25 protein-coding genes are annotated in these 25,398 nt (G+C 66.5%); 18 read left to right on the forward strand and 7 right to left on the reverse strand.

The features are described 5' to 3' along the window. The first annotated feature begins 4 nt into the window (after positions 1-4). From NNX34_RS06100 to dhaM, 13 genes are all read left to right on the forward strand, one after another. Positions 5-523: a DUF3180 domain-containing protein gene (locus tag NNX34_RS06100; RefSeq protein ID WP_255765592.1), complete on the forward strand. Its 519-nt coding sequence runs from the start codon at positions 5-7 to the stop codon at positions 521-523. After that, entirely contained in the window at positions 516-1,028 is a 513-nt protein-coding gene (locus NNX34_RS06105) for a PH domain-containing protein (RefSeq protein ID WP_255765593.1), read from the forward strand. The genes NNX34_RS06100 and NNX34_RS06105 overlap by 8 nt, the downstream gene beginning before the upstream one ends. After that, positions 1,025-2,680 (forward strand): PH domain-containing protein, encoded by a 1,656-nt coding sequence (locus NNX34_RS06110; protein WP_255765594.1) that lies wholly within the window; start codon positions 1,025-1,027, stop codon positions 2,678-2,680. The genes NNX34_RS06105 and NNX34_RS06110 overlap by 4 nt, the downstream gene beginning before the upstream one ends. Next, a complete protein-coding gene (locus tag NNX34_RS06115; RefSeq protein ID WP_255765595.1) occupies positions 2,667-3,587 on the forward strand; it encodes a Rossmann-like and DUF2520 domain-containing protein in 921 nt (306 codons plus the stop codon). The genes NNX34_RS06110 and NNX34_RS06115 overlap by 14 nt, the downstream gene beginning before the upstream one ends. A 32-nt stretch (positions 3,588-3,619) precedes the next feature. Further along, positions 3,620-4,519 (forward strand): pantoate--beta-alanine ligase, encoded by a 900-nt coding sequence (gene panC / locus NNX34_RS06120; protein WP_255765596.1) that lies wholly within the window; start codon positions 3,620-3,622, stop codon positions 4,517-4,519. A 137-nt stretch (positions 4,520-4,656) separates the two neighbouring features. Next, a complete protein-coding gene (gene lysS, locus NNX34_RS06125) occupies positions 4,657-6,111 on the forward strand; it encodes a lysine--tRNA ligase (RefSeq protein ID WP_255765748.1) in 1,455 nt (484 codons plus the stop codon). A gap of 276 nt (positions 6,112-6,387) precedes the next feature. Further along, on the forward strand, positions 6,388-6,714 hold the full coding sequence (locus tag NNX34_RS06135) for an Lsr2 family protein (protein WP_255765597.1): 327 nt from the start codon (positions 6,388-6,390) through the stop codon (positions 6,712-6,714). Between the two features lie 96 nt (positions 6,715-6,810). After that, positions 6,811-9,318: an ATP-dependent Clp protease ATP-binding subunit gene (locus NNX34_RS06140; RefSeq protein ID WP_227920628.1), complete on the forward strand. Its 2,508-nt coding sequence runs from the start codon at positions 6,811-6,813 to the stop codon at positions 9,316-9,318. A 166-nt stretch (positions 9,319-9,484) separates the two neighbouring features. Next, positions 9,485-9,982: an amino-acid N-acetyltransferase gene (locus tag NNX34_RS06145; RefSeq protein WP_255765749.1), complete on the forward strand. Its 498-nt coding sequence runs from the start codon at positions 9,485-9,487 to the stop codon at positions 9,980-9,982. A gap of 191 nt (positions 9,983-10,173) precedes the next feature. Further along, complete coding sequence (locus tag NNX34_RS06150; RefSeq protein ID WP_227920630.1) at positions 10,174-10,350, forward strand: CsbD family protein; 177 nt, start codon at positions 10,174-10,176, stop codon at positions 10,348-10,350. A gap of 203 nt (positions 10,351-10,553) precedes the next feature. Next, complete coding sequence (gene dhaK / locus NNX34_RS06155; RefSeq protein ID WP_255765598.1) at positions 10,554-11,555, forward strand: dihydroxyacetone kinase subunit DhaK; 1,002 nt, start codon at positions 10,554-10,556, stop codon at positions 11,553-11,555. Positions 11,556-11,557: 2 nt separating this feature from the next. Continuing rightward, on the forward strand, positions 11,558-12,199 hold the full coding sequence (gene dhaL, locus NNX34_RS06160) for a dihydroxyacetone kinase subunit DhaL (protein WP_255765599.1): 642 nt from the start codon (positions 11,558-11,560) through the stop codon (positions 12,197-12,199). After that, positions 12,196-12,930 (forward strand): dihydroxyacetone kinase phosphoryl donor subunit DhaM, encoded by a 735-nt coding sequence (gene dhaM, locus NNX34_RS06165; RefSeq protein WP_255765600.1) that lies wholly within the window; start codon positions 12,196-12,198, stop codon positions 12,928-12,930. The genes dhaL and dhaM overlap by 4 nt, the downstream gene beginning before the upstream one ends. Before the next feature lie 12 nt (positions 12,931-12,942). Here the strand turns inward: dhaM and NNX34_RS06170 are convergent, their stop codons facing one another. Then, positions 12,943-13,884: an A/G-specific adenine glycosylase gene (locus tag NNX34_RS06170; protein WP_255765601.1), complete on the reverse strand. Its 942-nt coding sequence runs from the start codon at positions 13,882-13,884 to the stop codon at positions 12,943-12,945. Positions 13,885-13,981: 97 nt separating this feature from the next. On the opposite strand from NNX34_RS06170, the gene NNX34_RS06175 reads away from it, so the two are divergent. Continuing rightward, entirely contained in the window at positions 13,982-14,644 is a 663-nt protein-coding gene (locus NNX34_RS06175; protein ID WP_255765602.1) for a hypothetical protein, read from the forward strand. A gap of 2 nt (positions 14,645-14,646) precedes the next feature. Here NNX34_RS06175 and disA read toward each other — a convergent pair whose 3' ends face one another. The 3 genes from disA to NNX34_RS06190 form a co-directional block, all read right to left on the reverse strand. Then, on the reverse strand, positions 14,647-15,723 hold the full coding sequence (gene disA, locus NNX34_RS06180; RefSeq protein WP_227920642.1) for a DNA integrity scanning diadenylate cyclase DisA: 1,077 nt from the start codon (positions 15,721-15,723) through the stop codon (positions 14,647-14,649). A gap of 198 nt (positions 15,724-15,921) precedes the next feature. Further along, the gene (gene radA, locus NNX34_RS06185) at positions 15,922-17,289 is read right to left on the reverse strand and encodes a DNA repair protein RadA (RefSeq protein WP_255765603.1); all 1,368 of its coding nucleotides are present in this window, start codon (positions 17,287-17,289) and stop codon (positions 15,922-15,924) included. Between the two features lie 44 nt (positions 17,290-17,333). Beyond that, entirely contained in the window at positions 17,334-18,464 is a 1,131-nt protein-coding gene (locus NNX34_RS06190) for an aromatic acid exporter family protein (protein WP_255765604.1), read from the reverse strand. Positions 18,465-18,657: 193 nt separating this feature from the next. Between NNX34_RS06190 and pstS the strand changes: the two genes are divergently transcribed. The 4 genes from pstS to pstB all read left to right on the forward strand — a co-directional run bounded on the left by pstS (position 18,658) and on the right by pstB (position 22,776). Further along, complete coding sequence (gene pstS, locus NNX34_RS06195) at positions 18,658-19,806, forward strand: phosphate ABC transporter substrate-binding protein PstS (protein ID WP_255765605.1); 1,149 nt, start codon at positions 18,658-18,660, stop codon at positions 19,804-19,806. 117 nt (positions 19,807-19,923) lie between these two features. Further along, complete coding sequence (pstC, locus tag NNX34_RS06200; protein ID WP_255765606.1) at positions 19,924-20,856, forward strand: phosphate ABC transporter permease subunit PstC; 933 nt, start codon at positions 19,924-19,926, stop codon at positions 20,854-20,856. After that, a complete protein-coding gene (gene pstA, locus NNX34_RS06205; RefSeq protein WP_255765607.1) occupies positions 20,856-21,965 on the forward strand; it encodes a phosphate ABC transporter permease PstA in 1,110 nt (369 codons plus the stop codon). The genes pstC and pstA overlap by 1 nt, the downstream gene beginning before the upstream one ends. A gap of 31 nt (positions 21,966-21,996) precedes the next feature. After that, positions 21,997-22,776, forward strand: a complete 780-nt coding sequence (gene pstB, locus NNX34_RS06210; RefSeq protein WP_229951410.1) for a phosphate ABC transporter ATP-binding protein PstB — start codon at positions 21,997-21,999, stop codon at positions 22,774-22,776. A 7-nt stretch (positions 22,777-22,783) separates the two neighbouring features. Here pstB and NNX34_RS06215 read toward each other — a convergent pair whose 3' ends face one another. The 3 genes from NNX34_RS06215 to NNX34_RS06225 all read right to left on the reverse strand — a co-directional run bounded on the left by NNX34_RS06215 (position 22,784) and on the right by NNX34_RS06225 (position 25,388). Beyond that, positions 22,784-23,794, reverse strand: coding sequence for an inorganic phosphate transporter (locus NNX34_RS06215; RefSeq protein ID WP_255765608.1), 1,011 nt, complete (start codon positions 23,792-23,794; stop codon positions 22,784-22,786). A 1-nt stretch (position 23,795) separates the two neighbouring features. Continuing rightward, on the reverse strand, positions 23,796-24,413 hold the full coding sequence (locus tag NNX34_RS06220) for a DUF47 domain-containing protein (RefSeq protein ID WP_255765609.1): 618 nt from the start codon (positions 24,411-24,413) through the stop codon (positions 23,796-23,798). A gap of 333 nt (positions 24,414-24,746) precedes the next feature. After that, a complete protein-coding gene (locus NNX34_RS06225; RefSeq protein ID WP_255765610.1) occupies positions 24,747-25,388 on the reverse strand; it encodes a hypothetical protein in 642 nt (213 codons plus the stop codon). Positions 25,389-25,398 lie beyond the last annotated feature (10 nt).

Here is a 25,398-nt window from a genome sequence, read left to right on the forward strand (position 1 = left end):
GCCCGTGAGCAGCATCCAATATCGGTGGCTGGCCGTCATCGGCCTCGCTGCCGGCGTTGTGGGCTGGACGGCGAACTACTTCCTGTCGGAAAACGGCTATCCCGCACCCGTGCTGAGCTCGGTGGCGTTGGTGGCCATCATCTTGGTGACCGGCGCCACCCTCTTCCTCGGGCTGCGGGTGCGCAGTTGGCGCAACGGCCGGCGGGACCGGGAGCTGGACCCCATTGCCGCCGCCCGCACCGTTGTCCTGGCGCAGGCACTCGCCTACGCCGGCGCCCTGCTGCTCGGCTGGCATGCCGCCATCTTCCTCACCCAGCTGCCCCTGTGGTCGCTGCGGCCGGGTCACGCCGGCACCTGGTCCTCCCTCGCCGTCAGCGTAGGCGGGATCCTGATGATTGCCACGGGGCTTACCGTCGAGCGGTTCTGTAAGCTGCCCCCTGTGGACAAGGACGGCACCGGGTCCGAGCCCGGCCCAGGAGGCGGCTCCGGAGATGGAGCGGGGGATGGAGGAGAATATGCCTAGCGAGGCAATCGACCCCGCAGCAGTGCAGTGGCAGCGCGTCTCACCGAAGTACCTGCGGCTGAGGCTGCTGAGCTGGGGCATTGAAACTGTAATCACGCTGGTGGTGACCGGCCTTCCGCTGGTGCTGCGCCTCACCGGAATCTGGCCCGGATACCCGGCGTGGCTGGCGTGGGGGCTGCCCATCTTCTTTGCCGTAACCCTGCTGTGGCGCGGGATCCTGCTTCCCCGCCAGGTCCGTGCCCTCGGTTACGCCGAACGCAACGAGGACCTGCTGCTTCGACGGGGCATCTTCTTCCAGCGCACCCTGGTGGTTCCCTATGGCCGGATGCAGTACGTGGACGTGGCAGTGGGACCCCTGGAACGGGCCTTCGGGCTGTGCACGCTGAAACTCCATACCGCCGCCCCGGGCACCAACGCCGGCATTGCCGGACTGCCGGCTGACGAGGGTGCCCGCCTGCGGGAGCATTTGTCCGCCCGCGGCGAAGCGCAGCTGGCCGGGCTGTGACCGCCGGCGCCGCCCGGGGGCCGGGCAAGGACCCCGAAACCGCCGGCATCGATTCGGTTATCGAGACGGAACCCGAGTGGAAAAGGGTGCACCCGGTTTCCCCGCTGGTCCGCGGTTGGATAGCCTTGGCCGCCCTCGCCTATTTCGTGGGCAGGGACCAGGTTGAGTCGTGGTTTACCGACGGCCGCATGGACCTGCCCGCCGGTACGGCACTGTTCTGGACGGTACTGGCCCTGGGGATCGCCCTGGTGGTGATCGCCGGCTCTTTCTTCCTCTCCTGGTGGGTTACCCGCTACCAGCTGACCCATGACCACATCCGCGTGCGTTCGGGTGTGGTGGTGCGCCGCCAACGCCAGGCACGGCTGGACCGGGTGCAGGCCATCGACATTGTCCAACCCCTGCTCGCACGGATCTTCGGGCTGGCCGAACTGCGCTTTGAGGTAGCCGACGCCGGTGAGTCGGCAGTGCGCCTGGCTTTCCTTCGGCTGCCGGATGCACAGCAGCTGCGGGCGCGGATCCTCGAGGACGCCTCCGGCCTCGACGAAAAACAGTCCGACGGCGGCAACGGTGCCGGCGAGGCAACAGTGCCTGGAGAACGGCAGGTGCTGGCACTGTCGGCCGGACGCGTGATTGCCTCCGTCCTGCTGTCCGGGACCACCGTCTTCCTGATCCTGGCCGTTGCGGGAGTAATTGTCCTGACGGCGCTCACGGGCGAGGCCGCCTCCATTGCGGCCATGGTCCCGATCATTTTCGGTTTCGGCAGTGCGTACTGGGGCCTGTTCAGTTCCGGCTTCAACTTCCGTGCCTCCGTGTCACGGGAAGGTATCCGCATCCGCTCCGGACTGCTGGACACCCGCACGCAGACGGTACCGCCGGGCCGGATCCAGGCCCTGGCCGTGCGGCAGCCGCCGCTGTGGCGGATCACCGGCTGGTATTCGATCTCCGTGAACGTTGCAGGGTATGGAGTCGGCGCCGACAGTGAATCCTCCGCGCGCACCCGGCTGCTGCCCGCGGGTACCCCGGAAGAGGTCCTGCAGATGCTGGCCCTGGTTGTCCCGGATCCCGGTACCGAGGATCCGGTGGGAGTGTTCACCGCAGGGATGAACGGGACCGGCCCGGCAGCGGGCTTCACCGTCTCACCGCGGCGTGCCCGCTGGCTGTCCCCGCTTTCCCGGCGCCGGAACGGCTACCTCGTCACGGAGACGGCGATCCTGTCCCGGCACGGATTCCTGTGGCGGTCGCTTCAGGTGGTTCCGCACAGCAGGACCCAGTCCCTTGCCCTGGAGCAGGGCCCGGTGGCCCGCCGCCTGCGCCTGGCAGACCTGGTCCTGCACTCCACACCCGGCCCGGTTTCCCCTCGAGTGGTGGAAATCGATGCGGACACCGCTCGGCAGCTGCTCCACGAGCAGGCGCTGCGCGCCCGGACCGCCCGCCGCCGGGACCTCCCGGAACAGTGGCTGCGCGGAACCGGTCCGTCCCTGGCGAAGTCCGCGCCTGCCGCCCCGGCCCCGATGCCGACCGCCCCGCCGCCCACCTCTGCCAATCCGCCGTCCAGCTCTGACAGCCCGTCGCCCACCCCTGCCAACCCGCCGCCCACCCCGGTGATGCCGCTACCCGTCTCCAAGGAGGAGCCTCCCCATGAACACCGCTGATTCAGCCAGCGTCGAAGAACGCCGGCGCCGCGGCCGGCTGGGAGTCGGCGTCATCGGTGCCGGCCGGGTCGGTGCCGTCCTCGGTGCTGCCCTGCGCGCGGCCGAGCACGCCGTCGTCGGGGTTTCCGCGGTGTCCGACGCCAGCCGCGAACGGGCGGAAAACCTGCTTCCCGGAGTGCCGATCCTTGAGATTCCGGACATCGTGGAACGCTCCGAACTCGTCCTGCTCGCCGTTCCGGACGATGCCCTGGGCCCGCTGGTCTCCGGACTGGCGAAAACCGGCGCCTGGCAGGCGGGACAGTTGGTAGCCCACACCTCCGGGCGGTTCGGCACGGAAATCCTTGCCCCGGCGCGGGCAGCGGGCGCCATTCCCCTGGCACTGCACCCGGCCATGACCTTCACCGGGATGAGCCTGGACCTGACCCGTCTGGCGGACTGTTCCTTCGGCATCAGCGCCCCCGCCGCCGTCCTGCCGATCGCCCAGGCACTCGTGGTGGAGATGGGTGCCGAACCGGTGGTCATCGACGAAGCGGACCGCGTGCTCTACCACGCGGCCCTCGCCCATGCCTCCAACCACCTGGTCACCCTGGCCTCTCAGTCCACGCAGCTGCTGGCAGGCCTCGGCGTCGAACATCCGGACCGGCTCCTGGGGCCGCTCATGCGCGCGTCGCTGGAAAACGCGCTGGCCTCCGGCGAGGGTGCCCTCACCGGCCCGGTGGCCCGGGGCGACGTCGGCACCGTATCCGCACATACCCGCGCCCTTGCCCAGGCAGGCGCGGAGGACCTCCGCGCCGCCTACGCCGCACTCTCCGCCGCGACGGCCTCCCGGGCCGTTGACCGCGGACTGCTCACCCCCCGGCAGGGTGAAGCCATCCTGGCCGCCCTCCGGGACCCGCAGGAACCCTGAACATCCGAACGAACCCCCATAGAAGGACAGCGTTGAACACCCCCCGCCTCGTCACCACCGCCGCCGAACTGCGCTCCGCCACCGAGGAGCTGCTCCAAAAAGCGGCCGCAGCCAACCCCGCCCGCCTTCCCTCCCTCGCGCTGGTTCCCACCATGGGTGCCCTGCACGAAGGGCACGCCTCCCTGATGGGTGCCGCCCGGGCGGACAACGACGTCGTCACCGCCTCGGTGTTCGTCAATCCCCTGCAGTTCGACGACCCGGCCGACCTCGAGCGGTACCCCCGCACCCTCGATGCGGACCTCGAGCTCCTGGGCCGCGCCGGAGTGGACCTGGTCTTCGCCCCGTCAGAGGCCGAAATGTACCCCGGCGGAGCGCCGCTGGTCCGCGTGAGCGCCGGCACCATGGGCACCCGCTGGGAAGGTGCCGTCCGGCCGGGACACTTCGACGGCGTGCTGACCGTGGTCGCCAAGCTTTTCCACCTGGCAGCTCCGCCGGTACCGGCGCGCTTCCGGGCCTACTTCGGGCAGAAGGACGCCCAGCAGGTGGCCCTGATCCGGCGTATGGTCGCGGACCTCAACTTCGACGTGGAGATCACCGGTGTGCCGATTGTCCGGGCGGCCGACGGACTCGCCGAATCCAGCCGGAACCGCTTCCTCGACGCCGGCCAGCGGCAGGCGGCACTGGTGCTGTCCCGGGCGTTGAACCTGCTGAAGGAACGCGCTGCGTCGGGCCGGCCCCTGGACCTGCCCGACGCCGTCGAACTCGTTTCGTCGCAGCCCGGAGTGGAACTGGACTACTTCGAGGTGGTGGACCCGCAGACCCTTGAACCGCTCACGGATACTGCCGGCGCACCGCTGGCCGGAACCGCGCTGGCACTGCTGGCCGCACGGGTCGGTCCGGTCCGCCTGATCGACAACACCCTGCTGCCGTAGCAAAAGTACCTGCGCTCCGTGCGTACCCGGTGCGGGTGCACGGAGCGCAGGAACCGGGAGCGGTGCTTTGCTCTGTAAACTTAATAACCGTGACCACATCTAACCCCGTTCCCGAAGCCGCAGACACCTCCGAACAGATGCGCATCCGTGCCGAGAAGCGCGCGCGGCTCATCGACCGGGGGGATGAGGCCTACCCGGTAGGGGTGGAACGCACCGCCTCGCTCAAGGAAGTACGCGAAAAGTTCGGCCACCTCGAGGCCGACGAAGCCAGCGGCGAGACCGTGGGCGTCACCGGCCGCGTGGTGTTCATCCGCAACACCGGAAAGCTCTGCTTCGCCACCCTGCAGGAAGGCAACGGAACCCGGCTGCAGGCCATGCTCAGCCTGGCCGTCGTCGGAGAGGAATCCCTGGCGGACTGGAAGTCGCTGGTTGACCTGGGCGACATCGTCTTTATCCGCGGAGAGGTGATTTCCTCCCGCCGCGGGGAACTCTCGGTGATGGCGCAGTCCTGGTCGATGGCCTCCAAGGCGCTGCGCCCGCTGCCGGTGCTGCACGCCGGACTGAGCGAGGAAACCCGCGTCCGCCAGCGCTATGTGGACCTGATGGTCCGCGATGAAGCGCGGGACATGGTCTACAAGCGCGCGGCGGTTATCCGCGGAGTCCGCGACACCCTGCACGGACACGGCTATGTGGAGGTGGAAACCCCCATGCTCCAGCTGGTGCACGGCGGTGCCGCTGCCCGGCCGTTCGAGACGCACCTGAACGCTTTCGACCAGAAGATGACCCTGCGCATCGCCACGGAGCTGTACCTCAAGCGTGCAGTGGTCGGCGGGATCGAGCGGGTGTTCGAAATCGGCCGCATTTTCCGCAACGAGGGCGTGGACTCCACGCATTCCCCCGAATTCACCACGCTGGAATGCTACGAGGCCTACGCGGACCAGTTCGTGATGGCCGAGCGGATGAAGGAAATCATCCTGCACTGTGCGGACCTCATGGGCAGCCGGCAGATCGAAACGGCGGCCGGCACCATTGACCTGGACGGCGAGTGGCGCTGGCTGAGTGTGTACCCCGGCCTGTCCGAAGCGGTGGGCACACAGATCACCCCGGACACCGACGCAGCCGTGCTCCGCGATATTGCGGAAAAGCACGGCGTGAAGGTGGATCCGAAGTGGGACGCGGAAAAGCTGGTTATCGAACTATTCGGCGAAATTGTGGAGCCGACGCTGCTGCAGCCGACCTTCGTGTACGACTACCCGCCGTCCGCGCAGCCGCTCGCCCGTCCTAACCGCGAGGACCCCCGCCTGATCGAAGCCTGGGACCTCATCATCGGCGGCATGGAACGCGGCACGGCTTTCTCGGAATTGATTGACCCGGTTATCCAGCGTGAACGCCTCACCGAGCAGTCCCTGCTGGCGGCCGGCGGCGATGACGAGGCCATGGCCCTGGACGAGGACTTCCTTCGGGCATTGGAATATGGTGCCCCTCCCATGGGCGGCATCGGTCTGGGAATTGACCGCCTTGTGATGCTTTTCACGAATACAGGAATCAGGGAAACAATTCTGTTTCCCCTCCTTAAGCCGGAAATGGGTTAGCCATGGAATATGTAGAAGTCCTCCTGCCGTCAATTTGTGTTGCAGCTCTCTTTTATTTCGTGATGAGGGCCCTGCTTAACTCGGACCGGTCGGAGCGGCAGGCCCTTGCCGAGGCAGAACGGGAAGCTGACCAGAGTGTAGACCATGAAGCTTTGAAAAAACCGAGTGAAGAAGAGAATAAATAGCCAAGTACTTTGACGGGGCTTTACCAATTGCGTCATACTCTAAGTGGTCTCATAATTAGTCTTCCCATTTTTAGCTGCTTAGGAGCCTGTCATGGCGCAAAAGGTAAAAATCATTCTCGTGGATGACGTCGACGGCGGAAGTGCGGATGAGACCGTACGGTTTGCCTTGGACGGGTCACAGTACGAGATTGATCTGTCGAAAGACAATGCGAAAACTCTCCGCGATGCACTGAAGCCCTATGTGGATGCCGGCCGCAAGGTCGGAGGCCGCACCGGACGTCCGCGCGGCACCGGCTCGGCCCGCAGCAACGAAGCGGCACAGATCCGCGAATGGGCCCGCAAGAACGGCTACACGGTTTCCGAGCGCGGCCGCGTGAACAGCGAGATCATCGACGCCTACCGGGCCGCGCAGTCCTAGGCATACCGCCTAGGTCTCACGCCCATGGCGAACAAGCTCCTTAAGCACCCCTGGGGCACGTAGCATCGAATTACGCGTTAGCTAGGAGTGTGCCTCATGTTTGAAAGATTTACCGACCGTGCCCGTCGCGTTGTCGTGCTTGCCCAAGAAGAGGCCCGCATGCTCAACCACAACTACATCGGCACCGAGCATATTCTGCTTGGGCTCATTCATGAGGGTGAAGGTGTCGCTGCTAAGGCCCTTGAATCCCTGGGCATCTCGCTTGGTGCTGTCCGCGAGCAGGTGCAGGAGATTATCGGTCAGGGCCAGCAGGCCCCGACCGGCCACATCCCCTTCACCCCCCGCGCCAAGAAGGTGCTGGAGCTTTCGCTCCGTGAAGCCCTGCAGCTCGGCCATAACTACATCGGCACCGAACACATCCTGCTCGGCCTGATCCGTGAAGGTGAAGGCGTAGCCGCGCAGGTGCTGGTCAAGCTCGGTGCTGACCTGAACCGTGTCCGCCAGCAGGTCATCCAGCTGCTTTCCGGCTACCAGGGCAAGGAGCCCGTCTCCACCGGTGGCCAGCAGCAGGAAGGCCAGCCCGCCGGATCCGTGGTGCTGGACCAGTTCGGCCGCAACCTCACACAGGCCGCGCGTGAATCCAAGCTCGACCCGGTTATCGGGCGCGAGCATGAAATGGAACGCGTGATGCAGGTGCTGTCACGCAGGACCAAGAACAACCCTGTCCTGATCGGCGAGCCCGGCGTCGGCAAGACCGCCGTCGTAGAGGGACTGGCCCAGGCGATCGTGCGCGGCGACGTGCCCGAGACCCTGAAGGACAAGCAGCTTTACACCTTGGACCTCGGTTCGCTGGTTGCCGGTTCCCGCTACCGCGGCGACTTTGAGGAACGCCTGAAGAAGGTCCTCAAGGAAATCCGCACCCGCGGCGACATCATCCTGTTCATCGACGAGATCCACACCCTTGTGGGTGCGGGTGCCGCCGAAGGCGCCATTGACGCAGCCTCGATCCTGAAGCCGATGCTGGCCCGGGGCGAGCTGCAGACCATTGGTGCCACCACGCTGGACGAGTACCGCAAGCACATCGAGAAGGACGCCGCGCTGGAGCGCCGCTTCCAGCCGATCCAGGTTGCCGAGCCCTCGGTGGCACACGCCATCGAGATCCTCAAGGGCCTGCGTGACCGCTACGAAGCGCACCACCGCGTTTCCATCACCGATGCCGCACTTGCCTCAGCAGCAACGCTGGCGGAGCGGTACATCAGTGACCGGTTCCTGCCGGACAAGGCAATCGACCTGATCGACGAGGCCGGCGCCCGCCTGCGGATCCGCCGGATGACGGCTCCGCCGGAGCTGAAGGAAATCGACGAGCGGATCTCGGCGCTGAAGATGGAAAAGGAGTCCGCAATCGACTCCCAGGACTTCGAAGGTGCCGCCTCCCTGCGCGACAAGGAGCAGAAGCTCCAGGATCAGCGTGCGGAGAAGGAACGCCAGTGGAAGTCCGGCGGCCTGGATGACATTGCCGAGGTGGATGAGGAACTCATCGCCGAGGTGCTTGCCAACTCCACCGGCATCCCCGTGGTCAAGCTGAACGAGGAAGAGTCCACCCGCCTGCTGCGGATGGAAGACGAACTGCACAAGCGCGTCATCGGCCAGGACCAGGCCATCAAGTCCATCTCGCAGGCCATGCGCCGTACGCGGGCCGGGCTGAAGGACCCCAAGCGTCCGGGCGGCTCGTTCATCTTCGCCGGCCCCACCGGCGTCGGTAAGACCGAGCTTGCCAAGGCCCTTGCGGAGTTCCTGTTCGGTGACGAGGACGCCCTCATCACGCTGGACATGTCCGAGTACGCCGAGAAGCACACGGTCTCGCGCCTGTTTGGTGCTCCTCCCGGATACGTGGGCTACGAAGAAGGCGGGCAGCTGACCGAAAAGGTCCGCCGCCGTCCGTTCTCCGTGGTGCTGTTCGACGAAGTGGAGAAGGCCCACTCGGACCTCTTCAACTCGCTGCTGCAGATCCTCGAAGACGGCCGCCTGACCGACGCCCAGGGCCGGATGGTGGACTTCAAGAACACCATCATCATCATGACGACCAACCTTGGTACCCGGGACATCTCCAAGGGCGTCATGACGGGCTTCCAGTCCGGCACGGACACCAAGACCGGCTATGACCGGATGCGGGCACGGGTGACGGAAGAACTGAAGCAGCACTTCCGCCCCGAGTTCCTCAACCGTGTTGATGACACCGTGGTCTTCCCGCAGCTGACCCAGGACGAGATTGTCCAGATTGTGGACCTGTTCCTGAACCGGCTGAGTGAGCGCCTGGCCGAGAAGGGTATGAGCATCGAGCTCACCCCGGCCGCCAAGGTGCTGCTGGCAACGCGCGGCTACGATCCCGCGATGGGTGCCCGGCCGCTGCGCCGGACCATCCAGCGCGAAATCGAGGACCAGCTGTCCGAGAAGATCCTCTTCGGCGAGCTGAAGCCCGGCGAAGTCATCTCGGTGGATGTCGAGGGCGAAGGCGACGAAGCGAAGTTCACCTTCGTCGGCAGCGGCGTTCCGAAGGCCATTGAGGAAGCTTCCCCGGCAATCGAAGCCGGCGTCAGCGACTAACAGCCGCTCAGTACAACCAATGCACGGGTAAAGGACCCGGCGGGCAGGCAGCCCGCCGGGTCCTTTGGCGTTCGCAGGGCGGCCCTCCGGCGTCGAACGCCGAAACGAAGTTTGGGTGCGGCTGCCCTGACAGTCCTAGACTGGGCCGGTGACTTCCGTATCCGCCATGACCATCCGCCGCGCCCGCACTTCCGATGTTCCCGGCATCCGCGCCCTGGTGGCGCCGCTGGCCGAGGAACGGATCCTGGTGGCCAAGGAGGCTGTTGCCTACTACGAGGCACTGCAGGAATTCCGGGTCGCCGAGGACGCTGACGGGCGGATTGTCGGCTGCGGTGCACTGCACGTGATGTGGGAAGACCTGGCCGAAGTGCGCACCCTGGCAGCGGACCCCGCCCTGCGCGGCAGCGGCATCGGCCATCTCCTGCTGGAACAGCTGCTCGCTGATGCGGTGGAAATCGGTGTGCGGCGGGTATTCTGCCTGACCTTTGAAGTGGAGTTCTTCCAGCGGCACGGATTCGCCGTCATGGCCAACCAATCCGCCGTGGATCCGGAGGTCTATTCCGAGCTGCTGCGTTCCTCCGATGAGGGTGTTGCCGAGTTCCTGGACCTCGCCCGGGTAAAACCGAACACCCTGGGAAACACCCGGATGATCCGCTCGTTCTGATCCGGCAGCCGTCCGGGGCGCGTTCGCAGAGAGAGTAACCGGGAGGGCCGTGCTGGCCTTTTGTCTTCGGAACTGGATAAGCTCAGGATACTTAGCATCATCAACGGTCCCGTGGAACGCAGCAGTAAACGGTTGCGAACCAGCAGCGGTTTCGCGTTTGCACGGGCCACGATCAGAAAGCGGGTTCAGCAATGGGCGCAGATGACAAGATGCAGAACAAGGCCGAAAATCTTGGCGGCAAGGTCAAGGAAGGCGTAGGCAAGGCCACCGGCAACGAGCGCATGGAGGCCGAAGGCCACGGCGACCAGGCCAAGTCGAGCCTGAAGGACGCCGGAGAGAACGTCAAGGACGCTTTCAAGGGCAAGTAAGGCTTTATTCAAAAGCGGGAGGGGCTCGCCCCTCCCGCTTTTTTGCTGCCCGGGCGGCTTTTCGGACTCTCGAGCGCTGCCGGTGCGGCTGGCACGCGGGCACCCTGTTGCACTGCTTCCGGCGCGGGTAGGGTCGGTGGGGGAGAGGGAGCCTTGGCGTGCTCGCGGGGCTCCTCAGTCCGACCGCTAAGGAGCCCGGCGTCATGAAGAAACTCATCAACAATCCCCGCTCGGTGGTGGCAGAATCACTCGAAGGCTTCGGGTTGGCCCACCACGACCTGGTCCAGATCCATCTGGACCCGGACTACGTCCTCCGGCGCGACGTTCCGGTACAGGGCAAGGTAGGCCTGGTCTCCGGCGGCGGCAGCGGCCATGAGCCGCTGCACAGCGGCTATGTGGGGTCGGGCATGCTCACCGCTGCCGTACCGGGAGCCGTTTTCACGTCTCCCACCCCGGACCAGATCCTGCCGGCCATCGTCAAAAGCGACTCGGGCTCCGGCGTCCTGCTCGTGGTGAAGAACTACACCGGCGACATCCTGAACTTCGAGACGGCTGCCGAACTTGCCGGCGTCGAAGGCATCGACATCCGCACAGTCGTAGTGAATGACGACGTCGCGGTGGAAGACTCGACGTACACGGCAGGAAGGCGCGGTGTGGCCGGGACCGTGCTGCTGGAGCGGATTGCCGGCGGCGCCGCGGAGCGCGGAGATGACCTTGCCAAGGTGGCGGAGATCGCCGAACGCGTAAACGCGAACGTACGGTCCATGGGTGTTGCCCTGGCACCCTGTACGGTGCCTCATGCCGGTGAGCCGAGCTTCACCCTGGCCGACGACGAAATTGAAATGGGTGTAGGGATCCACGGCGAACCCGGGCGGCACCGGGTGGCAATGACAACGGCGGATTCCATTACGGACCAGTTGATGGAAGCGGTGCTCAGCGACCTCGGGGTGGCCTCCGGGGAGCGGGTACTGCTCTTCGTGAACGGCATGGGCGGCACTCCGCTGAGCGAGCTGTACATTGTCTACCGCCGGGCGGCCCAGATCCTGGCAGACAGAGGTGCCCGGGTGGAGCGTTCCCTGGTGGGCAATTACATCACCGCCCTGGAAATGCAAGGGGCATCAGTGACCGTCCTGCGGCTGGACGATGAACTTACGGAACTCTGGGACTCGCCGGTGAACACCCCGGCCCTGCGGTGGGGAGTATAGGCATGGAACTGGACGCAGCCTGGGCGGATAAATGGATGCGCCTAAGCGCCGCCGCCCTGAGCGAGAACCGCCAGCGGCTGACCACCCTGGACCGGGAGATCGGCGACGCCGACCACGGCGAGAACATGGAGCGCGGATTCAGTGCGGTAGTGGAGAAACTGGACGCCGACGGCGTGCCGGAGACACCCGGGGCGGTGTTCAAAACAGTCGCCATGACCCTGATGTCGAAGGTGGGCGGCGCCGCAGGACCGCTGTACGGGACCGCATTCCTGCGTGCCTCCACCGCGGCGGGCAGCGCGTCCGCCCTCGGACCGGCCGAGCTGGTGGCCGTCCTGACGGCTGCCCGGGACGGAATTGTCGCCCGCGGCAAGGCCGAACCCGGTGACAAAACCATGATCGATGCCTGGACTCCCGCGGTGGATGCCGCTGTTACGGCCCAGGCGGCAGGTTCAGGTCCGGTGGAGATCCTGACGGCGGCCGCGAACGCGGCCGACGCCGGGCTGGCCGGCACCGAGCCGCTCGTCGCCCGCAAGGGCCGGGCCAGCTACTTGGGGGAGCGCAGTGCGGGGCACCTGGATCCCGGGGCCGCGTCCACGGCATTGATCCTGCAGGCAGCGGTTTCGGCGGCGGAGACGGCAGCGTGAGTGTCGGCCTGGTGGTTGTTTCGCACAGCCGGAAGCTGGCCGAGGGCGTCTGCGAGCTTGCGGCGCAGATGGCCGCAGACGTTCGGATAGTCCCGGCAGGAGGCACCGACGACGACGGCATCGGCACCAGCCTGGAAAAAATCATGGCCGGTATTGCCGCGACGGACTCCGGCGAGGGTGCGGTCCTGCTGACAGACCTCGGATCCGCTGTGATGACGGCGGAATCGGCGCTGGAGTTCCTCGACCCGGAGCAGCAGCAGCGGGTACTCATGGCCAACGCGCCGCTGGTCGAGGGCACAGTGGCCGCAGCCGTAGCGGCACAGACCGGAAGGAACGTTGCCGAGGTTTCGGCTGCCGCGGAGTCCGCCGGAGCGTCCTACACCCCGGACAGCCCAGCCTCCGCCGAAGCCGCCGGCGGTCCGCCTGCCTCCGGGGAGCCGCCTGCCTCCGGGGAGCCGGCGCCGGCCGCGGCCGACTCCGCCAGCGGGGCCTGGACGCTGATAAACCCGATGGGCCTGCATGCCCGTCCGGCCTCAGTCCTGGCGCAACTGCTGGCGGACCTGGACGCAGAGATCACCATCAACGGCGTGGACGGCAAATCGGTCATGATGCTTATGACGCTGGGCCTGCGGCCCGGCGAAACGCTCAGCGCCACCGCCACCGGACCTGATGCGGCCCGGGCGGTGGAACTCGTGGCCGAGCAGGTGCGCAACGGGTTCGGAGAAATCTGAGCCCGCCGCCGGTCAAAGCGGCAGCGACACTCCGTAGGCGTCTTCTGCCGCCAGCCGGTCCGCGATCAGGCCGGCCAAAGCGCGCTCCATTTGCTCCTGCGGCGCCTGCAGCCGGTGCAGGGCGCCCAGGGGATCCACGTCGGCCGTCAGCCTCGGGCCGGCCAGGTCCACCGGCGCGTGCAGGAGCAGTTCCCGGCGGACCGGGCCGTCCGCGGAGCGCAGCACCGCCATCATGGCACCGCGGACCTGCCGGTCCGTTCCGGCCCAGGCCTGGCCCTTGGCCGTGTAATGGGGCTCCGGCCTGCCCGCTGCCACCCAGGCGCAGCGGTCCAAGATCGGACACTCCCCGCATCGAGGGCTGCGGGCGGTGCAGACCAGTGCGCCGAGTTCCATGACAGAGGCATTCCAGGCCACGGAGTCGCTGGTGTCGAGGGGCAGCAGGGAAGCGGCCAGCCGCATCTCGGCAGCGGTAAGGGACGGTGAGGGCAAGGCGTTCCCGGTTACTGCCCGGGCATGCACCCGGCGGATATTGGTGTCCACCACCGTTTCCCGCCGCCCGAAGGCAAACGCAGCCACAGCGGCGGCGGTGTAGTCACCCACTCCCGGCAACCGCAGCAGCTCCGGATAAGTGGACGGCACCTCGCCGCCGAACTCCTCGACGATGGCCTTTGCCGCCGCGTGCAGCCGCAGGGCCCGCCGGGGATAGCCCAGCCGGCCCCAGGCCCGGACGGCTTCCCCGCTGGGCTCCGAAGCCAACCCGGCCGGCGTCGGCCAGCGCTGCAGCCATTCAGTCCAGACGGGCAGCACCCGTACCACCGGCGTCTGCTGGAGCATGATTTCGCTGACCAGAACACCCCAGGGCGTGCGCCCGGCGTCCCGCCAGGGCAACTCGCGGGCATTACCGGCGAACCACCCGGTAATCCGGCGGTGCAGGTCTTCCACCTGTGAATCCATGCTGCACTCCCTTGCATATGACCAGCAATACTCTACTAACCGGCGTGGTGCGCCTCGTAATCGCTGTCTTGATCCCTAGCCTTGAACCATGGATGGGATGGGAAGACAGCAGCCGGCCGGACCACGCCCCGGTCCGCGCCGTCCGAGCCCCGCCGTCTACCGCCGGCGGCGGCTGGTTGCAGGCGTCCTCGCGGTGCTGCTCCTGGTGGGACTCGGGTTCGCGGTTGCCGGCGTGATCGGCGCTTTGACACCGGAAAAACAGCCCGTAGCCGACGCCACCGTCCCCTCTCCGGTCCTTACCGCGCCGGCCGCCACGCCTGCGGCCGAGACGAAAGCGTCGAAGGCTCCGAAACCCGCGGCGACCCCGTCGGAGTCCGCCTGCCCCGCAGAGTCCGTGCTGGTTACTGCTGCCACCGATGCCCAGGTCTACCCGGCCGGTGCCACACCGATCCTGGCGCTGACGGTCACGAACACGGGGAAATCCGCCTGCGAGATCAACGTGGGCACTTCGCAGATGGAGTTTTCGGTAGCCAGCGGCTCGGACCGGATTTTTTCTTCCACTGACTGCCAGGACGGCGGCGAGGACTACCTCAAGACGGTGGAACCGGGCGCATCCGAGACAGCCAACTTCACCTGGGACCGGAACCGGTCGGCTCCGGGCTGCGCTGCCGTGGCTTCCAACCCGAACCCCGGCTACTACGTGTTCGCTGCCAGGCTCGGGGAAGTCACCAGCGAAACGGCTGTTTTCGAACTGGAATAGGTCTACATGAACCGGTCGAGGAGGCTGGTCTCCGCGATCCGGGAGAGGCCTTCCCGGACGGTGCGGGCACGCTGCTCGCCGATGCCGTCGACGGTCATCAGGTCATCGATGTTGGCGGCCATCAGGTTCTGCAGGCCGCCGAAGTGGTCCACCAACCGGTTGGATACCGCGGGGGGAACCGACTTGATATTGCTCAGGAGCCGGTAGCCGCGCGGCTGCACTACGGCTTCGAGCGAATCCTGGCCCGGCTGGAAACCGACCACCGAGGCGATCTTGCCCAGGTCCACCATTTCGGACGAGCTCATGTTCTGCAGCGTGGAGATCTGTTCCTCGATGTTGCGCTTTCCGTCATTCAGGTCCGCGTAGTCGCGCAGGATCATTTCGCTGCCCGGGCCGAGGCCGGTGGTCAGTTCCTCCAACTGGAGGGACAGCAGGCGGCCGTCAACGCCGAGTTCGAGGACGTACTGCGAGATTTCCTCGGAAATGCGGCGGACCATTTCCTGGCGCTGCAGCGTGACCGCTACGTCGCGGACCGTCACCATTGCCTCGATTTCCAAGGCGGAGAGGGAATTGGTGACCTGGTCCAGCCGGGCGCGGTAGCGCTCGAGGGTTGCCAGTGCCTGGTTGGCACGCGCCAGGACCGGCTCGGATCCTTCGAGGACGTGGCGGAGTCCGCCGACGTAGAGCTGGATGATCCGCATGGACTGGCTGACCGAAATCACGGGGAAGCCGGTCTGGATGGCCACGCGTTCGGCGGTCCGGTGCCGGGTGCCGGATTCATGCGTTTCGATGGTGTGGTCGGGGACCAGCTGCACCGCCGCGCGCAGGATGTTCCCGGCGTCGCGGTCGCAGACGATCGCGCCGTCCATTTTGGCCAGCTCCCGCAGCCTGGTGGGGGAGAAGTCGATGCCGATATCAAACCCGCCGGAGCAGATGCTGTCCACCGCGCGGTCAAAGCCGAGGACGATCAGGGCGCCGGTGCGGCCCCTCAGGATGCGCTCGAGTCCGTCGCGGAGCTCGGTCCCGGGTGCGACCCGCGCCAGGGTTGCTTTAAGCGCGTCTTCGGGACTGCGGGCCATGGTCACTTCCTTCCGGCCCGGGGGCCTGGATGATCTGGGCTGAGGCTTGCCCGTCCCTATACTAGTGGGAGATCCGGGTAGACCATCCAACTCGTGAACCACGGCACGTCCCGGACCGGGCCCGCCTGCAGGCCGCTGGAGACAGCTGCGGTGGTACCGCTCACCGGCGGCTCCCCGGGATCTTCGGAAGCGGCAGTGCTAGAAGAGCAGCTCCAGGGCCTCGGCCAACGTGGAGACCTCCCGGACCTTGAAGCCGGAGGGGACGTTTCCCGGTCCGTTCGGGGAAGCCGGAACGACGGCGTGCGTGAAACCGAGCCGTTCGGCCTCGTTGATCCGCCGTGCGATACCGGGCACCGGACGCACCTCCCCGGCCAGTCCGACCTCGCCGAAGGCTATGAGCTGGGCCGGCAGCGGTTTGTTCATTTTCGCCGACGCCACCGCCAGCGCCACTGCCAGGTCCGTGGCGGGCTCGCCAAGCTTCACGCCGCCTACGGTGGAGACGTAACTGTCATCCTTGGCCAGGCTCATGGAGGCGCGCTGCTGCAGAACCGCCAGGAGCATGGCTACGCGGGAGGCATCAACGCCGCTGGTGGCGCGGCGGGCCTGGGCATTTCCGGTTTCGGCGACCAGGGACTGGACCTCGGCGACCAACGGCCGCTTGCCCTCCAGCGTGACTGTGATGCAGGTGCCTGAGACCGGGTCCTTGGTACGCGAGACGAAGAGTCCGCTGGGGTCGGCGAGCCCTTCGATGCCGTCTTCGGTCAGGTCGAAGCAGCCCACCTCGTCCGTAGGTCCGTAGCGGTTCTTGACCGCACGCAGCAGCCGAAGCCTCGAATGCCTGTCGCCGTCGAACTGGCACACCACGTCCACCAGGTGCTCCAGCAGCCGGGGGCCGGCGATGGAGCCGTCCTTGGTGACGTGGCCGACGAGCAGGGTGGTCATGTTCCGGGTCTTCGCAGCGTTGATCAGAGACGCGGCCACCTCGCGGACCTGGCTGACGCCGCCGGCGCTGCCGTCCACGGCGCTACTGCTCAGGGTCTGGACGGAGTCGACAATGAGCAGCCCGGGGGAGACCTGCTCCACCTGGCCCAGTGCCTGGCTGAGGTCCGTTTCCGCACTGAGATAGAGGTTCTCCGACACGGCGCCGATGCGCTCGGCCCGCAGTTTCACCTGCGCCGTGGATTCCTCCCCGGTGACGTACAGGACATCGCGGCCCAGGCCGGCGACGCGGGCGGCGACGTCGAGGAGCAGGGTGGACTTACCCACACCGGGCTCCCCGGCCAGCAGGATCACCGCACCGGGAACCAGGCCTCCACCCAGGACGCGGTCCAGTTCACCTACCCCGGTGGCCTGGTACGCGGCAGTGGTGGCGTCTACCTCGCCGATCCGCAGGGCAGGCCGGGCAACCACGGTGGCGGCGGTGGTCCGGGCCAGGACTTCGCCGGATTCCTCCACCGTTCCCCAGGCCTGGCACTCGCCGCAGCGTCCAACCCATTTGGCCGTCGTCCAGCCGCACTCCGAGCAGCGGAAGTTGGCGGTCTTGGGCCGTGCAGTCTTTGTTGCCATGGAATCAGGCTATCCCGCGGCACTGACACTTTCTTCCGGCCGGCTCAGACCTCCGAGAGGTAGGTAACCGCCTCTTCGTGGGTGAGTCCGGTGGATTCCAGCAGGTCCACCACGAGGGGGCGGAAAAGCATGATGAGCGCGTCGCCCTGCAGATCCGTGATGCCCAGCGACTTCGGATGCAGGCGGCTCCCCACCGCGGCCAGCTCGTTGCGGGCCTGGCGAAGGTGCCGGAGCCGGGTGTCCGGGCCTTCCCCGCCGCCCAGCGCGCGGGCCAGGACATTCACGGCATCGGCCGTCTCGTTCAGCACCTCCGACACGTTCTCGATGGCCTCGTCACCCAGCGACGCATGGTTAATGACCGACGTCGTCCGGCGGGCGAAAACCCGGCTGTTGCGGACAGCCAGGTCCAGATAGCCGATGGAACCGCGCAGGTCTCCCAGTTCCGCTAGGTACCGCCGGTAGGCGGGCGAAATCCGGGCGACTTCCCGTGCATCCCGGACGCTGCGGGCCAGGGTGTCCAGCTGGGGCTGGGTGTTGCGGGCCCGGACCAGCGCATGCCAGGCAATGGTGGAATCGCTCTTGGCGATGGCTTCGGAACACTGGCGCAGCACGGCAGACAGTTCGTGCAGGAGCTCGCGGATGTTGGACTTCGGTTCCCGGCGCGGATCCCGCGGCGCCAGCATGGTCACCACGAGGGCAAAAACGCCGCCCACTATGGCGTCCACGCTGCGGGTGAACACACCGCCGTCCGGGGCGGGCAGGAGCACCACCAGCAGGGACTGCAGCCCCAGCTGGGTAGTGAAGATAACGCCGCGGTCCAGAAAGCGGGCCAGCATCACCGAGAGGAAAAGGACGACGGCGGCCTGGGCCAGGCCGTTGCCCAGCAGGGTGAGCAGGATTTCGCCAATGGTGATGCCCAGCGTGCAGCCGATTCCCACCTCCAGCACCCGGCGGGTCCGCGGTTCCCGGGAGAAGCCCAGGGAAATCAGGGCGGCCGTCGCGGCGAACAACGGGCCCTCGTGCCCGAGCACGTACTCGGCAAAGGCGTACGCTCCGACGGCGCAGATGGTCATTTGGAGGGCCGGCACCACGGAATTGCGGCTGCGCTGCAGCCCTACGCGGGCCCGGTTCTGCAGGAAACCCCGGCTTTTGGCGAAGGAGCTGCGTTGGGGCATGAAACCAGTCTAGGGGGAGCTGAGGGCAACCTGTATCCGGCGTTACATTCGGCGGCAACGGATGTTCTTCGGCTGCCCGGCGGGCGTTAACTTTCCGTTCACCTTGCTTCGCCACCCTTGAACAGGAACGTGCTGGAGGTTCCGCGTGCTCGACTGCTTTTCCGCAATCAGCTTCCCGGCGCACCCGCGCCGAATGAAACCCCTCGAAAGGGACACGATAGTGAAGGTTTTGAACCGCGCTGCATCCGTACTTTCAGTTTCACTTGTTGCCGCACTCAGCCTGGCCGCCTGCGGCACGGACAGCGCTGCACCCTCCGCGGCCCCGACTGCGGGGAGTTCGGAAAGTTCCGTCACGGGCACGCTTTCCGGTGCCGGTGCCTCCTCCCAGGATGCGGCCATGCAGGCCTGGATCGCCGGCTTCGGTGCAGCCAATCCGGAAGCATCGGTGCAGTATTCACCGGACGGCTCGGGCGCAGGCCGGGAAGCGCTGCTGGCCGGCGGCGTCCAGTTCGCCGGGTCCGACGCCTACCTTGATGATGAGGAAACCGCCGCGGCCGCCGAAGTCTGCGGACCCGACGGCGCCATCCACGTGCCGGTCTACATCTCGCCGATCGCCGTGGCCTTCAACCTTCCCGGCATAACGGACCTGAACCTCGACGCAGACACCATCGCAGCGATCTTCCGCGGCGAGGTCACCACGTGGAATGACCCGGCCATCGCCGCGCAGAACGAAGGAGTTGAGTTGCCGGACACCGCCATCACGGCGGTACACCGCGGCGACGAATCGGGCACCACCAAGAACTTCACCGAATACCTGGCCGAAGCAGCACCCGAAAAGTGGACGGATAAGGCATCAGGTGAATGGCCGGCCGGGCTGCCGAACGGGGAAAGCGCCTCCGGCACCGGCGGCGTTATTTCCACGGTGACTTCCACTGAGGGCGGCATCACCTATGCCGACGCGTCGGCAGCCGGCTCCCTGGGCAAGGTCAGCGTCAAGGTGGGCGATACCTACGTGCCGTTCAGCGCCGACGCCGCCGCCCTCGCCGTGGAATCCTCCACCCCGGTGACAGGGGAGGGTCGTCCGGAAGCGGATATGGCCATGGACCTGGACCGCGACACGGCAGAATCGGGTGCCTACCCCGTGGTGCTGGTGAGCTACCACGTGTTCTGCACCAGCTATGAGGACCAGCAGACGGTGGACCTGGTCCGTGCGTTCGGCGACTACGTGGTCAGCGACGAAGGCCAGGCTGCCGCGTCCGACGCCGCGGGCAGTGCGCCGCTCTCCGAGAGCCTGCGGAGCAAGGCCGAAACCGCATTGGAGTCCATCCAGGTGCGTTCCTAGCCCGACCACCATCCTGCCCTCCCCGGGCCTCGGCACGGGGAGGGCAGGGGCCGCTCCGAGGCGGAGTCCCTACACTGATAAAAGAGTCTGCACGCAACGCATTTCGAAGGGTGAGTAGTGTCCAGCAAGTCCATAACGGGAGAAAGCGGCGCGGGCCGTGCCGGAGACAAGGTTTTCTCCGGCATTACGGTGACAGCCGGGTGCCTGATCCTGTTCGTCCTGTTCTGCGTGGCCGTTTTCCTGATGTGGCAGGCGCTGCCCACGTTCATGGCCGATCCGGCGGACATCTCCGGCGGCGGCGGGTTCGGACAGTACATCCTGCCACTGGTCATCGGAACGGTGATTGCCGCCCTAATCGCCCTGCTGATCGCCACTCCGGTGGGAATCGGCGTCGCCCTGTTCATCTCCCACTACGCCCCGCGGCGGCTCGCGCAGGGATTGGGCTACCTGGTGGACCTGCTCGCGGCCATCCCGTCGGTGGTCTACGGTGCCTGGGGCATGACAGTGCTGGCCCCGGCACTGGTGGGTCCGTACAACTGGCTGGCCGAAAACGCCGGATGGATTCCGATATTCGCCGGTCCCGCCAGCCAGACCGGCAAAACCATGCTCACGGCCGGAATTGTGCTTTCCGTGATGGTGCTGCCGATCATTACCTCCCTTACCCGGGAGATCTTCCTGCAGACGCCCAAGCTGCACGAGGAAGCGGCCCTGGCCATGGGTGCCACGCGCTGGGAAATGATCCGGATGGCCGTTTTCCCCTTCGCCCGTCCCGGTGTCGTCAGTGCCGTCATGCTGGGGCTGGGACGTGCGCTGGGCGAAACCATGGCCGTGGCCCTGGTGCTCTCCTCCGGCGGCCTGATCGCCAGCCTGATCCGGCCCGGCAACCAGACCATCGCCGCCGAGATCGCCCTGAACTTCCCTGAAGCATTCGGGCTCCGGCTCTCGGAACTGATCGCTGCAGGACTCGTGCTGTTCCTGATCACGCTGGCGGTCAACATCATTGCCCGCTGGATCATCAGCCGCCACAAAGAATTCTCTGGAGCCAACTGATGCTCGATACAACCTCCGCCCTCAGCCGTCCCGGGTCCCTGCTGACCAAGAACAGGCTGCCCCGCTATACGCCTTGGGTCGTGCTGGCCGCTGCCTTGATCCTGGGGGCGGCACTGTCCGCCCTCATCGGCTTCTCAATCACGTCCTTCGCAATCTTCACCGCCGTGCTTTTCGTCATCGGCGGCACGGTTGCCACCTGGGTCGTGGAGGGCAGGCGGCATGCAGTGGACCGCCTCGCCACGAACCTGGTCTGCGGTGCCTTCCTGCTGGCGCTGCTGCCCCTGGTATCGGTGATCTTCACCGTCCTGGTCCGCGGGCTGCCCGGCCTCAGCCCGGATTTCCTGCTCACCTCCATGGGCGGCATGACCGGCGCCGTGGACAACGCCACGACGGACAACGGGACAGCGGTCCTGGGCGGCGCGTACCACGGCATTGTCGGCACCCTGCTGATCACCTTCTGGGCCACGGTCATTTCGGTGCCCGTGGGCCTGCTCGCCGCCGTCTACCTGGTGGAATACAGCCGGGGCGGAACACTTTCGCGGGCCATCACGTTCTTTGTGGATGTGATGACCGGTATCCCCTCGATTGTGGCCGGCCTGTTTGCCGCCGCGTTCTTCGGGCTCGTCTTCGGGCCGGGCACCCGCACCGGATTCGTTGCCGCCGTCGCCCTCTCCGTGCTGATGATCCCGGTGGTGGTCCGCTCCACCGAGGAAATGCTCAAGATCGTGCCCAACGAGCTCCGCGAGGCTTCCTACGCCCTGGGCGTGCGTAAGTGGCGGACCATCCTGAAGGTAGTGGTGCCCACAGCGATTTCCGGCATTGCCTCCGGCGTCACCTTGGCGATCGCCCGCGTGATCGGGGAAACGGCACCCCTGCTGGTCACCGCCGGCTTCGTCAACACCATCAACTTCAACGCGTTTGCGGGCTGGATGAGCACGCTGCCCACCTTTATCTACCGGCAGTTGATGAGCCCCACCTCCCCGACCAACACAGATCCGAGTACCCAGCGGGCCTGGGCGGCAGCACTGATCCTGATCATCATGGTGATGCTGCTGAACCTGGGCGCCCGCCTGATTGCCCGGATCTTCGCCCCCCGGACCTCCCGCTAGCCCTGTACAGCGATTTACCGAGAAGGAAACCATGTCCAAGCGCATCGACGTCAAAGACTTGAATGTCTACTACGGCAATTTCCTTGCCGTCCAGGACGTCAACATCAACATTGAACCCCGCTCCGTGACCGCCTTCATCGGCCCCTCCGGCTGCGGCAAATCCACCTTCCTGCGCACCCTGAACCGGATGCACGAGGTACTCCCCGGCGCACGTGTCGAAGGTGAAGTTCTGCTGGACGGGGAGAACCTCTACGGCCCGGGCGTTGATCCGGTGACCGTCCGCAGCCACGTGGGCATGGTGTTCCAGCGGCCCAACCCGTTCCCCACCATGTCCATCCGGGACAATGTGCTGGCAGGCGTGAAACTGAACAACAAGCGCATCTCGAAGTCCGACGCCGATGACCTGGTGGAAAAGTCCCTGACCGGCGCCAACCTCTGGAAAGAGGTCCGTGACCGCCTGGACAAGCCGGGCTCCGGGCTCTCCGGCGGCCAGCAGCAGCGCCTGTGCATAGCCCGCGCCATAGCGGTGTCGCCGGAGGTGATCCTGATGGACGAGCCCTGCTCCGCCCTGGACCCCATCTCGACGCTGGCCATCGAGGACCTCATCGAGGAACTCAAGAGCGACTACACCGTGGTCATCGTTACCCACAACATGCAGCAGGCGGCGCGGGTGTCGGACAAGACGGCGTTCTTCAACATCGCCGGCACCGGCAAGCCCGGCCGGCTGATCGAATACGCCGACACTCCCGTCATCTTCAGCAACCCCGCCGAGCAGGCCACGGAAGACTACGTCTCCGGACGTTTCGGATAAGCAGCGGTTACAGGAGCGGACTGAGGGCCAGCAGCAGGATCCCGGCGAGCAGCGCGGTTATGGGCGCCGTGACCAGCCAGGTGACGAGGATTTCCCGCAGCGGGATGAAGCGGACGGTGGAAAAGCGCTGGTTGGTGCCGGCGCCGACGATGGCGGACGTCATGGTCTGGGTGCTGGAGAGCGGAATGTGCAGCCAGAGCGCACCAAGGAACAGCATCGCGGAGCTGACCGCCTGGGCGCTCATGCCCCGCAGCGGGTCCATCCGGACCAGCCGGTACCCCAGTGTGTGCGTGATCCGCCAGCCGCCGAAGAGCGTGCCGGCGGCCAGGGCCAGCGCCGCAAAGAGCTGCACCCAGAGGGGAATGTCGGTTTCAATTGTCTGCCCCGCGGCCAGCAGTGCAAGCACCACCACGGCCATGGTCCGTTGCCCGTCCTGGATTCCGTGCCCCAGGGAGAAAGCCGAGGTGAAGACGGACTGCGCTATCCGGTTTCCGGCGTCCCCGCGGCGCGGAGAGCTGTAACGCATCAGCCACGTAGCCGGAAAAACCAGCAGGTAGGCCAGTGCAAAGGCGATCAGGGGGGACAGCAGCAGCGGCAGGGCTATCTGCTCCCAGATCAGCCGGTAGGACTCGGCTATGTTGTGCCCGCCCACCAGGGTTGAGGCCGCGCCGGAACCCACCAGCCCGCCCACCAGGGCGGACGTGGACGACGACGGCATCCGCCGCCACCAGGTCCACACCCCCCATCCGCACGCCGCCAGCAGCCCGGCAATCAGGATGCCGAGGCCCTCTGGCCCGGCCGGGAGATCCACAAACCGGACGGTCAGCGCAACGGCCAATGCGGTGCTCACCAACGCACCCAGGAGATTGAAGCCGGCGGCCAGCAGAATGGCCACGGTGGGGGTCAGCGCCCGGGTGCGGACGGAGGTGGCCACCGAGTTGGAGGCGTCATGGAAGCCGTTGAGGAAGGCATAGGCTCCGGCGAGCAGGACGACGCCGGCCAGGAGGAGGGTGGCCACCCTAGGATTCCCGGACGAGGACGCCGCCCACGAACGTGGCCGCCAGGCGCAGCTGCGCCGAGGTTCCCGAAAGCTGGTCGGCAAGGTCCCGGTGCCGGGCATAGGCCATTGGCTTGTACTCGCGCATCAGTTCCGCCACCCAGATCCGCCGGGACCGCTCGGCCCGCCGGGCCAGCCGGAGCATTTCGATCCAGTACTCTTCCAGGTCCTCCAGCGAAGCCAGCCGGCGCATGGCGGCGGCGGTCAGCTCAGCCTGGCGGCCGATGACTTCCAGCTGCTCGGAAGCCCGGCGGGACACCCCTGTGAGCTTGTAGAGGGAAATGGTTTCCGCTGAGGCGTCCAGGCACTCCATGGCGGACATCAGGAGCAGGGAAAGCTCGTAGAGGTCTTCACGGGGGAGCGGGTTGATGAAGCTGGTCCGCATCTGCGTCATCAGTGCAAAGTGCAGATCGGTGGTTTCGGCATCGATCTGGTGCAGCTGCTCGGTCAGCCGGTCGAATTCCTCCGGTTCTGCTCCGAGGATCTCCGCCAGCACGCTGGTGCCGCGCAGCAGTTGGGACGCCATCCGGGAAAGCAGCTCAAGCCCGGCATTCTCTTGGGGGAAGAGTTGAAGCTTCACGTTGGACGAACGTCGGCCGGGGAGGTAAGGGTGCTCACAGCCCCAAGAATATCCGATGGCGGGGCTGGAATTACGGGGACGCCCGCGAAAGAATCCCGCTGGGAACCAGCTGGGGAAAAGTAACGGTGCCGGACCGGGAGCGCCTCTCGGCGGAAGGCCGCTCGAAGCGGCTCAGAGTTGAAGCCCGGGGGTTCCGCAGTCCGACACCGATTTCAGTTTTCTACGCTCGGCCGGTGATGTCAACATGGCCCTGCAGGCCGGGGCGGCACTGTGCGGAGCGCCACTGTGGGGCTTGACACCGTGGGGCTTGACACTGTGCCCGCCGCGGCACGGCTAGTCGAGCTCTCCGCGCCGCCAGGCGGCTGCCGAGTGCTCCAGGTCCTCGGCCGTGTGCACCAGTTGGCGCGCGTTGCGGGTCAGCAGGGTGGCCCGGTCCCCGTTGGAGGCCTCCGAGGCATCGGCATGGTTGGCCTGGCCGAGGGCCACCACGCGGCAGAACGCGGCGAAACGCTCCAGCGCGACGTCGAAGTCACCCTCGAAGGCACCGGAAAGAATGGTGTCCGCCATGGCCCGCATTTCGTCCGCTCCGAGGGGCTCGGCTACTCCGGCGACTACCTTGGATACCTGGGCAACGTCTTTGCCTGCGGCGTAGTAGGCGGCGATCCGTTCCGGGTTCCGCTGGATGGACGCGCGGAGGGCATACAGGCGCCAGAGGGCGCCGGGCAGGGACCGGGCGGGGCTTTCAGCCCACATCTCGGCCACCGCTTCCACCCCCTGCTGGTCGGTCAGTTCCACGAGCCGGCGGGTGACTTCCGGATCGGTGCTCTCGCGGCCGTGGTGGACCAGCGCCTGGGCGGCAAGATGGGCCGCCTCCGAAACGCGTGCCGGATCGGCACCGCCGGGGAAATTGGCGAAGTCCACAGGTGCAAGAGGCTTTGGCTTGTGATGGCGCGGCGTTGAATTGGACTCACTCATACTGGAAGAA

It is taken from the genome of Arthrobacter sp. zg-Y1116 (assembly GCF_024385485.1).
In the GTDB taxonomy this organism is placed as follows: domain Bacteria; phylum Actinomycetota; class Actinomycetes; order Actinomycetales; family Micrococcaceae; genus Arthrobacter_B.

Bases quoted from the DNA above. Each gene is read 5' to 3' on its own strand.
- pstB (WP_229951410.1), top strand. From the start codon at position 21,997: ATGTCCAAGCGCATCGACGTCAAAGACTTGAATGTCTACTACGGCAAT.
- NNX34_RS06150 (WP_227920630.1), top strand. From the start codon at position 10,174: ATGGGCGCAGATGACAAGATGCAGAACAAGGCCGAAAATCTTGGCGGC.
- NNX34_RS06115 (WP_255765595.1), top strand. From the start codon at position 2,667: ATGAACACCGCTGATTCAGCCAGCGTCGAAGAACGCCGGCGCCGCGGC.
- pstS (WP_255765605.1), top strand. From the start codon at position 18,658: ATGAAACCCCTCGAAAGGGACACGATAGTGAAGGTTTTGAACCGCGCT.
- lysS (WP_255765748.1), top strand. From the start codon at position 4,657: ATGCGCATCCGTGCCGAGAAGCGCGCGCGGCTCATCGACCGGGGGGAT.
- NNX34_RS06170 (WP_255765601.1), bottom strand. From the start codon at position 13,884: ATGGATTCACAGGTGGAAGACCTGCACCGCCGGATTACCGGGTGGTTC.
- radA (WP_255765603.1), bottom strand. From the start codon at position 17,289: ATGGCAACAAAGACTGCACGGCCCAAGACCGCCAACTTCCGCTGCTCG.
- NNX34_RS06145 (WP_255765749.1), top strand. From the start codon at position 9,485: ATGACCATCCGCCGCGCCCGCACTTCCGATGTTCCCGGCATCCGCGCC.
- disA (WP_227920642.1), bottom strand. From the start codon at position 15,723: ATGGCCCGCAGTCCCGAAGACGCGCTTAAAGCAACCCTGGCGCGGGTC.
- NNX34_RS06190 (WP_255765604.1), bottom strand. From the start codon at position 18,464: ATGCCCCAACGCAGCTCCTTCGCCAAAAGCCGGGGTTTCCTGCAGAAC.
- NNX34_RS06135 (WP_255765597.1), top strand. From the start codon at position 6,388: ATGGCGCAAAAGGTAAAAATCATTCTCGTGGATGACGTCGACGGCGGA.
- NNX34_RS06140 (WP_227920628.1), top strand. From the start codon at position 6,811: ATGTTTGAAAGATTTACCGACCGTGCCCGTCGCGTTGTCGTGCTTGCC.
- dhaL (WP_255765599.1), top strand. From the start codon at position 11,558: ATGGAACTGGACGCAGCCTGGGCGGATAAATGGATGCGCCTAAGCGCC.
- NNX34_RS06175 (WP_255765602.1), top strand. From the start codon at position 13,982: ATGGGAAGACAGCAGCCGGCCGGACCACGCCCCGGTCCGCGCCGTCCG.
- NNX34_RS06225 (WP_255765610.1), bottom strand. From the start codon at position 25,388: ATGAGTGAGTCCAATTCAACGCCGCGCCATCACAAGCCAAAGCCTCTT.
- pstA (WP_255765607.1), top strand. From the start codon at position 20,856: ATGCTCGATACAACCTCCGCCCTCAGCCGTCCCGGGTCCCTGCTGACC.
- NNX34_RS06105 (WP_255765593.1), top strand. From the start codon at position 516: ATGCCTAGCGAGGCAATCGACCCCGCAGCAGTGCAGTGGCAGCGCGTC.
- dhaK (WP_255765598.1), top strand. From the start codon at position 10,554: ATGAAGAAACTCATCAACAATCCCCGCTCGGTGGTGGCAGAATCACTC.